The organism is Calidithermus terrae (assembly GCF_003574345.1).
Taxonomy (GTDB): Bacteria; Deinococcota; Deinococci; order Deinococcales; family Thermaceae; genus Calidithermus; species Calidithermus chliarophilus.
The window spans coordinates 1-8,749 of the sequence record NZ_QXDL01000177.1 but is presented as its reverse complement, the minus strand read 5'-3'; the positions used below and the strand labels follow the sequence as shown (position 1 = coordinate 8,749).

Here is an 8,749-nt window from a genome sequence, read left to right as displayed (position 1 = left end):
GTGGGTTCTGCCTGAAGTCGCCGGTAGCCCTAGGCAGGCGCCGAGGGCCGGGCTCATGACTGGGGCTAAGTCGTAACAAGGTAGCTGTACCGGAAGGTGCGGCTGGATCACCTCCTTTCTAAGGAGTACTCAGTTGTACGCCACGCGCGTGCAGCTCAGCAACTCGCCCGATCTGTGCAAGGTTCACTCTCCCCACCCTCACGGGTGGGGAGTTTTCTTTTAACCCCCTACCGCGCCGCGGCTGGCCGTGCCGCAGAGCGCTCTATGGGCCAAAGCTCCCAACGCCCTCGTTCCCGGGCAGGGTAAGCTTTACGGGATATGGTGCGCGACCTGCCCGACCTCGAGCTCCGCCGAGAGCCGCTGCGCTTTTTCACCCGGCTCGCCCGCCTCGGCCCCGACATCTCCACCTTTCAGTTCGCCAGCGGGCAGGAGATCGTCTTCCTCAACCACCCCGACCTGGTGCGCGAGGTGCTCGTCGAGCGGGCCGAGCTGTTCCACAAGTCGGAGATGACCCGGGCCTTCGCCGGGGGCATGGGGCACGGCATCCTGGTGAGCGAGGGCGAGTTCTGGAAGCAGCAGAGCCGCCTGATGCGCCCCGCGTTCCACTACAAGCGGCTGGTGGGCTACGCCGAGGTCATGACCCGCTTCACCCAGGACATGCTCGAGGGCTGGCAGGACGGCGACCTGATCCACGTGGACGAGGAGATGAACGCCCTGACGCTGCGGGTGGTGGCTAAGTGCATGTTCAACGTCGAGGCCAAGGACGACCGCGACATCATGCACAAGGCCATCATCCTGGGGCAGCAGGTGGTGGGGCGCATGATCCACGGCTGGCTCACCGACCCCGACTGGACCCCCTCGCTCAACCGCGCGGGCATCCGGGTGGTGCGGGCGCTGAACGAGATGGTGCAGCGCCACATCGCCCAGCGCCGTGCCCAGGGCGCGCTGGGCGACGACCTGCTTTCGATGCTGATGGAGGCCCAGCAGCGGGCCGACATCCGGATGAGCGACCGGCAGTTGCGCGACGAGGTGCTCACCGTGATCACGGCGGGCCTCGAGACCACCGCCAACGCCCTCATCTGGACCTGGCACCTCCTCGACCGCCACCCCGAGGTGCGGTCCAAGCTCCGCGCCGAGCTCGACGCGCTGGGGCGCATCCCCGCCTTCGAGGACCTCCCCCGCCTGGCCTACCTCGACCAGGTGTTCAAGGAGGCGCTGCGCCTCTACCCCCCGGTGTGGATCATCGGCCGGGAGGTGGCCGCCGGGGAGGGCGTGGAGCTGGGCGGGATGTACCTGCCCTACAAGTCGCAGTTGGTGCTGTGCCAGTGGACCCTGCACCGCGACCCCCGCTTCTTCGACAACCCCGACGCCTTCATCCCCGAGCGCTGGACGCCCGAGTTCGAGAAGTCCCTGCCCCGCGGGGCTTACTTCCCCTTCAGCCTGGGCCCCAGGGTCTGCACCGGCCAGAGCTTCGCCACCGCCGAGTTCAAGATCATCGTGGCCGGGGTGCTGCAGCGCTTCGACCTCGAGCACGCCGAAGAGACCGAAGTCCAGCCCGAGCCCAACTTTACCCTCTGGGCCAAGGGCGGCCTGCGGATGCGGGCGAGGGCACGGTAAGCGGTCAGCCGTCAGCTTGTGGCTCGTGGTGGACCCCTCCCCTTCCCTCCCGCGGGGTAGGTTTATCCCCCCAGCCCCCCTTGCCAAGGGGGGAAACAAGGCGTCGTGCGTATTGCGTTTTGCGTCTTGCGTCTTGCGTACGACGTAGGACGTACGACGTAGGACGTACGACGCACGACCTGCATCCGGCCATCAACCACCCACCACCGACAACCCTACCCCAACCGGCACCAGTACAACTGGCTCGCCCCCTTCGCCAGCAACCAGTAGCCGATGACCAGCTCGCCCTTGCCGCCGGTGAGCTTGTAGGCCTCCACCGTGGACTCCCCCTGGGCCACCTGGCCCTTGGGCTCGACCTTCCAGCCCGCCTTCTTGAGCGCTTCGTTGAAGCCGTCCACCAGCTTGCGGTACTCCTCCTGGGTGGCCTGCTTGAAGCTCCAGCCCTCGAAGGTCTGGCAGCGCTTGCCCTCGGTGACGGCAAAGGCCCGCAGCACGCGCTCGTCGAAGGTCTTGACCGCGGTGGCCCCCTCGACGGGCAGGGGCTGGCCGAGGACCCTCGAGGCGCTCTGGGCCAGCGCGGAGACGAGCAGCAGGGCGGCGAGGCTGAGCAGCAGTTTTCTCACGCGGTTCTCCGTCATTTGTTGATCTCGTCGAGCAGCGCGGCCAGCACCCGCTGCTGGCTGGACTCGGCGATGGCCTTGGCCCGCTCGGGGTTGAGCTCGGCGAGGATCTGGTAGGCGGTGGAGCCCTGCAGCTCGGATAGGGCGTTGTCGGTTTTGTCGGTGTCCACGATGCGGTTCATGTTGTCGCTGAAGACCACCTCGGCGATGCGGGCGACCATCTTGGGCTGCTCGTTGCCGATGTACTCCTTGAGCAGGATCAGGGCGATGTCCTGGCGGGCCTGGCTCTTGGTGTCGGAGAGCTCGTCGATGAGGCTTTGGATGAAGTCGCGCTGGGCGATGGAGTCGGCGATGCGCTGCGAGCCCAGGTTGAGCGCCCAGCCCAGCACCACCGGGATCGCCACGATGGACGCCTTGCTGACCACGTCCCAAAACCCCGACCAAAACGCCGACGAGCGATCTTGCATAAGCCTCCCGACCTGTACTGTAGTGTAGCCCAGGATGAGTTACGCGGGGGTTTCCGGGGCCCTCTCCCCTGCCCACACCTGCGGCTCCTTCAGGGCCCACGCCGGGTACTCCTCGCCCCCCAGGAAGCGCCGGGCGTAGAGGGCGGCCAGCTTGGCGTAGCGCTCACCGCCGGCGGCCTCGAGGTCGTACAAGAGCGCCACGCTGGCGGCGTCGGCCAGGGTGCGCAGGGCCTCCTTGGCGTGCCACTGGGCCTCGGCGGGCTCGAGGCCCTGCAGGCGGTCCAGGGTGCGCCGGAGGGCCCCCAACGCGAGGCGGGCCTCCTCGGTCCCGACCGCCTCGAGCCGGGGCACGAACTCCGCCAGGAAGGGCTCTTGGGCCCCCTTACGGGTGAGCACCTCGAGGGTGTCGAGGGCCTGCACGTTGGCCGGGCCCTCCCAGATGGGGGTGATCAGGGCCTCACGGCTGAGGCGGGCGATGGCGAAGTCCTCCACGAAGCCCACCCCGCCGAAGAGCTCCATGGCGAGCTGGGTGCAGTAGGTGCCGTGCTCGGCGGTGCGGGCCTTGGCGAGGTGGGTGAGCAGGCGGGCGTAGTGGTAGCGCGGGCTGTAAGGGGGGCGCAGGGGCCAGGCCTCCTCCCAGGCGGCCACCGCCCGGAAGGTGAGGGCCAGGCCCCCGGCGATGCGCACCGCCAGGTCGGTGAGGTCGCGGCGCGCCAGGGGGTGCTCGAGCAGCGCCCGCCCGAAGGCCTTGCGCCGGCGCACGCGGAAGAGGGCCTCGAGCTGGGCCTTCCTCGCCAGCCCCATCGCCCCGCAGGCGTTGGCCAGGCGCGAGAGGGTGAGGGTCTCCAGGAGGTAGTAGATCCCCTCCTCGGCCTCCCCGATCAGGTGGGCCTCGGCGCCCGCGAACTCCACCTCGCCGGAGGGCACCGCGCGGGTGGCTAGCTTCTCCTTCAGGCGGCGCACCCGGTAGTTGAGCCGGCCCTGCGCGTCCAGGCGGGGCACCAGGAACAGCGCGATCCCCTTCGGCCCCGGCGGGGCCCCTTGCGGGCGGGCGGAGACGATGGCGTAGTCGGTGAGCCCGGCGCCGCTCGAGAAGTACTTCTCGCCCTCCAGCCGCCAGGACTCGCCGTCCCACGAGGCCTGGGTCTGGTTGGCGCCCAGGTCGGAGCCGCCCTGCACCTCGGTCATCCAGGTGGCGCCGAAGGCTTCGCCGCTCAAAAGCTGCTCCTTCCAGGCCGAGAAGCGCGGCGCGTACTTGTGGATGCTGTAGACCACGCAGTTGGTGATGGTCTGGACGCAGTAGAGGCCGGGGTCGGCGAGCAGGTAGCCCTGGGCGAAGTGGTGGTGCCAGCTCCCGCCCTCGTAGGGCGGGCGGTTGATGGCCGCCAGCCGCCGCAGCAGGCCCTCCTGGGCAGGCGACAGGCGCACGCGGTCGATGCGGTTGCCCGCCAGGTCGTGCATCACCAGCACCGGGCGGGCCTCCTTGTCCACGTGGTCGGCCACGCGGTAGGCCTCGCCCCCGGCCAGCTCCCCGAAGGCCTCGAGCTCCCCCCGGTGCGCCTCCCAGCCGCGCCAGCAGCGCCCCAGCAGCGCCGGGAGGTCGGGGTCGAGCCGGAAGTGGTTGTGCCCGTAGGCGTAGGATTGGTGTTCCATGGCTTTTGGCCGTAGTCTACGCCCCGCCAAGCCCGGCGGGCTGAGGGCGCCCCGGGGGCAGGGGTCAGGTCAGCTTGAGCTTGGGGTTGCGCCCGCGGCCCTTAGGGGGAGGGAGCGCGTCCCAGTCGCGCTCGAGGTGTTCCTCCAGGTCGCGGCTCTGCTCCTCCTCCACCGAGCGCACCACGGCCTCGAGGCTCTGCACCGCCTTCTCCACCACCTCGGCGTGGCGGGTTAGCTGGGCCCGCACCCCCTCTTCCAGGCCCTTCTTCCGCAGCATCTTGCGGGTAGCCGCGAGCACGCGGCGGCTGTTGAGCACGTGGACCCGCAGGTCGTGGATGTAGGCCTGGTCGGTGAGGCCCAGGCGGTGGGCGCGGCTGCTGGGCTCGCGCCAGCGCTTGAGGTCGCCGCGCTCGACCATGGGGCGCACCACTTTGAGCAGCGCGGCCTTGCTCACCCCGAGCCGTGACGCGAGCTCGCCCAGGCTCTGCGGCTCCGAGGCCAGCAAGAGCAGGGCGATCACCTTGCCCTCCAGAACCGGACGCCCTACGCAGTAGTAGGCGTCGCCAAGCTCGTCGATAAAGTCGTTCGGGTTCATTTTGAGCCAGGACCAATTTATCGCTCAGCCCAGGCTCAGCCACGGATCATAAACTCATGGGTTCACGATGGAGCTGTGGCCCTGCCGAAAGCAATAGATTGCCTGCATGCACCGGATCCTCGTGATCGACGACGATCCCAGCGTATGCAGCTTCCTGCGGCGGGGCCTGACGCTCGCGGGCTTCGCCGTGCAGACCGCCGCCGACGGGCCGGCGGGGCTCGAGGCGCTCGAGCGCTTCGCCCCGCACCTGGTGATCCTGGACCGCAAGATGGGCGGCATGAGCGGGCCGGAGGTGCTGGCGCGGCTGCGGGAGCGCCGCCCCCGGCTGCCGGTGATCATGCTCACCGGCCGGGTCCCCGAGGACAGTGAGGACGACGGCCTGGGGGTCGAGGCCTACCTGGTCAAGCCGGTGGAGTTCCAGCAACTGCTCGGGACCATCGGGGCCCTGATAGGCCGTCCCTGAGGGCCCGGCAGGCCTTACAATCGCCGCGCCCCCAGCGGCGACAATAGCAGAATGGCGAAGCCGGTCATCCTGGCCATCGACGACGACCCGCAGGTGCTGGGCTCGGTCGCGCAGGACCTCAGGCGGCAGTACGGGGCCGCCTACCGCGTCGTGCGGGCCTCCTCGGGCCCGGAGGCGCTCGAGGCCCTGCGGCAGCTGGAGGAGCGGGGGGAGCCGGTCGCCCTGCTGCTCAGCGACCACCACATGCCGCAGATGGACGGGGTGGAGTTTTTGCAGCGCTCGAGGGAGCTCTACCCCGGCGCCAAGCGGGTGTTGCTCACCGCTTACGCCGACACCGAGGCCGCCGTCCGGGCCATCAACCGGGCGCGGCTGGACCACTACCTCATGAAGCCCTGGGACCCGCCCGAGCAGCACCTCTACCCGGTCCTCGACGACCTGCTCGCCGACTGGCAGGCCGCCTACCGGCCCCCCTTCGAGGGGGTACGGCTGGTGGGGCACCGCTGGTCGCCCCGCACCCACCACCTCAAGGACTTCCTGGCCCGCAACCACGTGCCCTACCGGTGGCTCGACCTCGAGACCCACCCCGAAGCCCCCGCCCTGGCCGGCACCTCCCGGCTCCCGCTGGTGGTCCTGCCCGACGGGCAGCGCCTCGAGGAACCCACCCCCGTCGAGCTGGCCCAGGCCGTGGGGCTCAAGACCCAGGCCGACCGCCGCTTCTACGACCTCGTCATCGTGGGGGGCGGGCCGGCGGGGCTCGCCGCCGCGGTCTACGGCGCTTCGGAGGGCTTGCGGGTGGTGCTCGTCGAGCGGGAGGCCCCGGGCGGCCAGGCCGGCACCAGCAGCCGCATCGAGAACTACCTGGGCTTCCCCGCCGGGCTCTCCGGCGGCGACCTGGCCCGCCGCGCGGTGGCCCAGGCCCGCAAGTTCGGCGCCGAGATCCTCAACCCGGCCGCCGTCAAGGGGCTGCGGGCGGAGGGGCAGTACCGCGCGGTGACCCTCGAGGACGGCAGCGAGCTCTCCTGCCACACCGTGCTGGTGGCCACCGGGGTCAGCTACCGCAAGCTGCCGGTGCCGGGGCTCGAGCGCCTCGCCGGGGCCGGGGTCTACTACGGCGCCGCCATCACCGAGGCCCAGGCCTGCAAGGACGAGGACGTGTACGTGGTGGGCGGCGGCAACGCGGCCGGGCAGGCCGCGGTGTACCTCTCGCAGTTCGCCCGGCGCGTGGTGATGCTCGTGCGCGGGGCGGGGCTCTCCCAGACCATGTCGCGCTACCTCATCGACCAGATCGCCGGCACCCCCAACATCGAGCTGCGCACCTGCTGCCAGGTGGCCGGGGTCCACGGGGAGGGGCACCTCGAGGCCATCACCCTCGCCGACGCCGGCACCGGCACCACCGAGCGGCTGCCCACCTCGGCGCTTTTCGTCTTCATCGGGGCCCTGCCCCACACCGACTGGCTGGGCCAGTCGGTGCTGCGCGACGGGCGCGGCTTTGTGCTGACCGGCCCCGACCTGCCCCGGGGGAGCTGGAGGCTGGGGCGCGACCCCTTCCTCACCGAGACCAGCCTGCCCGGGGTGTTCGCCGCCGGGGACGTGCGCCACGAGTCGGTCAAGCGCGTCGCCAGCGCGGTGGGCGAGGGCTCGATCACCGTGCAGTTCGTCCACCGCTACCTCCAGGCCCTCTGAAAGCCGTCCACCCGCAGGTGGATGCCGGGGGGCTTCCCGCTGGGCGGCGGGGCGGCTCGAGCGGCCCCCTCCCCCGAGGCTCACGCCAGCCGCTTGCGCAGCACGAAGGGCGGCGGGGTGCGGGGGTTGGCCGAGCTGTAGAGCAGATTCGCGTCCAGGACATAGCCCTGGGCGCTGTACCACTCCACCAGCCGGTACTGGTCGTGGCGCACCGCCAGCCGTACCTCCCGCACGCCGTGCCGGGCGGCGTCTTCCTCGAGCAAGCCCAGCAGCTTCGGCCCCAGCCCCCGCTTGCGGTACCCGGGCAGCACGCCCAGCTTGTGCACCTCGCAGACCCCCTCCTCGACGGGGTGCGGCACCCAGCGCACCGCGGCCACCGCCTCTCCCCCGGCCTCGGCCACGAAGCCGCGCCCGCGCTCGAGGTCGGCGAGCACCTTTTCGGCCGTCTCGAGGTGGCCGCTGGAGCCGGGTGCCACCCGCCCGGCCCAGGCTTGGCGCACCATCCGGGCCACGGCGCCGGCGTCGGCGGGCCGCATGAGGCGGAAGGTGACCGGCGGGAGGTCTTCCATCCCGTAAGCCTACCAGGGCCGGGGCACGGGCTCGAGGCCTCCTCCCTCCCGGCGCGGCCGCCGGTCAACGGCTGGCGGCAGACCCGGCGGCGCGCTCGAAGAGCACCAGGCCCAGCGCGCTCAGGTAGCCCACCGCGGCGAAGACCAGCCAGGGCAGGGCCTCGAGGCCGCTGGCACGTCCCCAGTCCAGCAGCACGCCCCCGGCCAGGTTGCCCAGCGCCCCGCCCACCGCCAGGCCCAGCCAGCCGAAGCCCATGTACGAGCCCAGCGCCCGCGGGTCGGCGAGCTCGGCCATCACCACCTGCTGGTGGGGCGAGAGGATCACCACCCCCAGCGCGAACACCGCCACGCAGGCCAGCAGCGCCGCGATGCTGCCCGCCAGCGCGATCAGGCCCAGGCCGGTGGACATCACCACCGTCCCCAGCACCAGCGCCCGCAAGGGGCTCAGGCGGCCCTCGAGCGCACGCACCAGCGGGTACTGCAGCCCCACGCTGATGACGGTGTTGAGCAGGAAGACCCAGCTCACCGCCGTGCTGGTGCCGGCCAGCCGCTCGGCCTGCAGGGCGATGCTCAGCGAGAGCTGCACCCACAGCATGAAGTAGCCCATCGAGACGGCGGTGAAGCCCACGAAGCGCCGGTCGCGCAGGGCCATGCCGATGCCCTCGAGCAGCCCCCGCTCCCCGCTCGAGACCCGCACCGGCGGCAGCAGGAGGGCGGTGATGCCGTAGCAGACCACGTAGCACAGCCCCGCCGCCACGGCCACCGCGTCGAAGCTGGCCCGGATCAGCAGGCCCCCGGCCAGCACCCCCAGCGCCATCCCCACGTTGCCCAGCGTGCCCTGCAGCGCGAAGACCCGCCGCCGGGTGGCCTCGTCGCTCAGCGCGGTCACCGCCGCCGACTTCGGCGACTCGAACAGCGCCCCGCCCAGCCCCGCCAGCAGCCCGCTCAGCATCAGCAGGGCGAAGCTGTCGGCCCACGCCAGGCTGACGAAGCCCACCGACCGCACCAGCAGCCCGCCCAGGATCAGCCCCTTGGCCCCGAAGCGGTCGGCCAGCGCCCCGCTGAACACCGTGACCCCCTGC

Annotated in this window: 9 protein-coding genes and 1 rRNA gene; 4 read left to right on the top strand and 6 right to left on the bottom strand. The window is 71.2% G+C overall.

Annotated features, from left to right (window positions below):
• A 16S ribosomal RNA gene (locus Mterra_RS16330) occupies positions 1–118 on the top strand; the annotation flags it as partial.
• Between the two features lie 200 nt (positions 119–318).
• Positions 319–1,617: a cytochrome P450 gene (locus Mterra_RS16325; RefSeq protein WP_119316130.1), complete on the top strand. Its 1,299-nt coding sequence runs from the start codon at positions 319–321 to the stop codon at positions 1,615–1,617.
• Between the two features lie 215 nt (positions 1,618–1,832).
• Here the strand turns inward: Mterra_RS16325 and Mterra_RS16320 are convergent, their stop codons facing one another.
• The 4 genes from Mterra_RS16320 to Mterra_RS16305 form a co-directional block, all read right to left on the bottom strand.
• Entirely contained in the window at positions 1,833–2,240 is a 408-nt protein-coding gene (locus Mterra_RS16320; RefSeq protein ID WP_147372882.1) for a hypothetical protein, read from the bottom strand.
• An 11-nt stretch (positions 2,241–2,251) separates the two neighbouring features.
• A complete protein-coding gene (locus tag Mterra_RS16315; protein WP_147372880.1) occupies positions 2,252–2,704 on the bottom strand; it encodes a hypothetical protein in 453 nt (150 codons plus the stop codon).
• 39 nt (positions 2,705–2,743) lie between these two features.
• Complete coding sequence (locus Mterra_RS16310) at positions 2,744–4,357, bottom strand: acyl-CoA dehydrogenase family protein (protein WP_119316127.1); 1,614 nt, start codon at positions 4,355–4,357, stop codon at positions 2,744–2,746.
• A gap of 64 nt (positions 4,358–4,421) precedes the next feature.
• Positions 4,422–4,952 (bottom strand): hypothetical protein, encoded by a 531-nt coding sequence (locus tag Mterra_RS16305; protein WP_119316126.1) that lies wholly within the window; start codon positions 4,950–4,952, stop codon positions 4,422–4,424.
• A gap of 106 nt (positions 4,953–5,058) precedes the next feature.
• Here Mterra_RS16305 and Mterra_RS16300 point away from each other — a divergent pair, with 106 nt between their 5' ends.
• Together Mterra_RS16300 and Mterra_RS16295 are read left to right on the top strand one after the other, a co-directional pair.
• The gene (locus Mterra_RS16300) at positions 5,059–5,415 is read left to right on the top strand and encodes a response regulator transcription factor (RefSeq protein WP_119316125.1); all 357 of its coding nucleotides are present in this window, start codon (positions 5,059–5,061) and stop codon (positions 5,413–5,415) included.
• Between the two features lie 51 nt (positions 5,416–5,466).
• Complete coding sequence (locus Mterra_RS16295) at positions 5,467–7,098, top strand: FAD-dependent oxidoreductase (RefSeq protein WP_119316124.1); 1,632 nt, start codon at positions 5,467–5,469, stop codon at positions 7,096–7,098.
• A gap of 80 nt (positions 7,099–7,178) precedes the next feature.
• Here the strand turns inward: Mterra_RS16295 and Mterra_RS16290 are convergent, their stop codons facing one another.
• Positions 7,179–7,667: a GNAT family N-acetyltransferase gene (locus Mterra_RS16290; protein WP_119316123.1), complete on the bottom strand. Its 489-nt coding sequence runs from the start codon at positions 7,665–7,667 to the stop codon at positions 7,179–7,181.
• Between the two features lie 64 nt (positions 7,668–7,731).
• A partial coding sequence (locus Mterra_RS23485) for an MFS transporter (RefSeq protein WP_119316122.1) occupies positions 7,732–8,749 on the bottom strand: 1,018 nt, incomplete at its 5' end.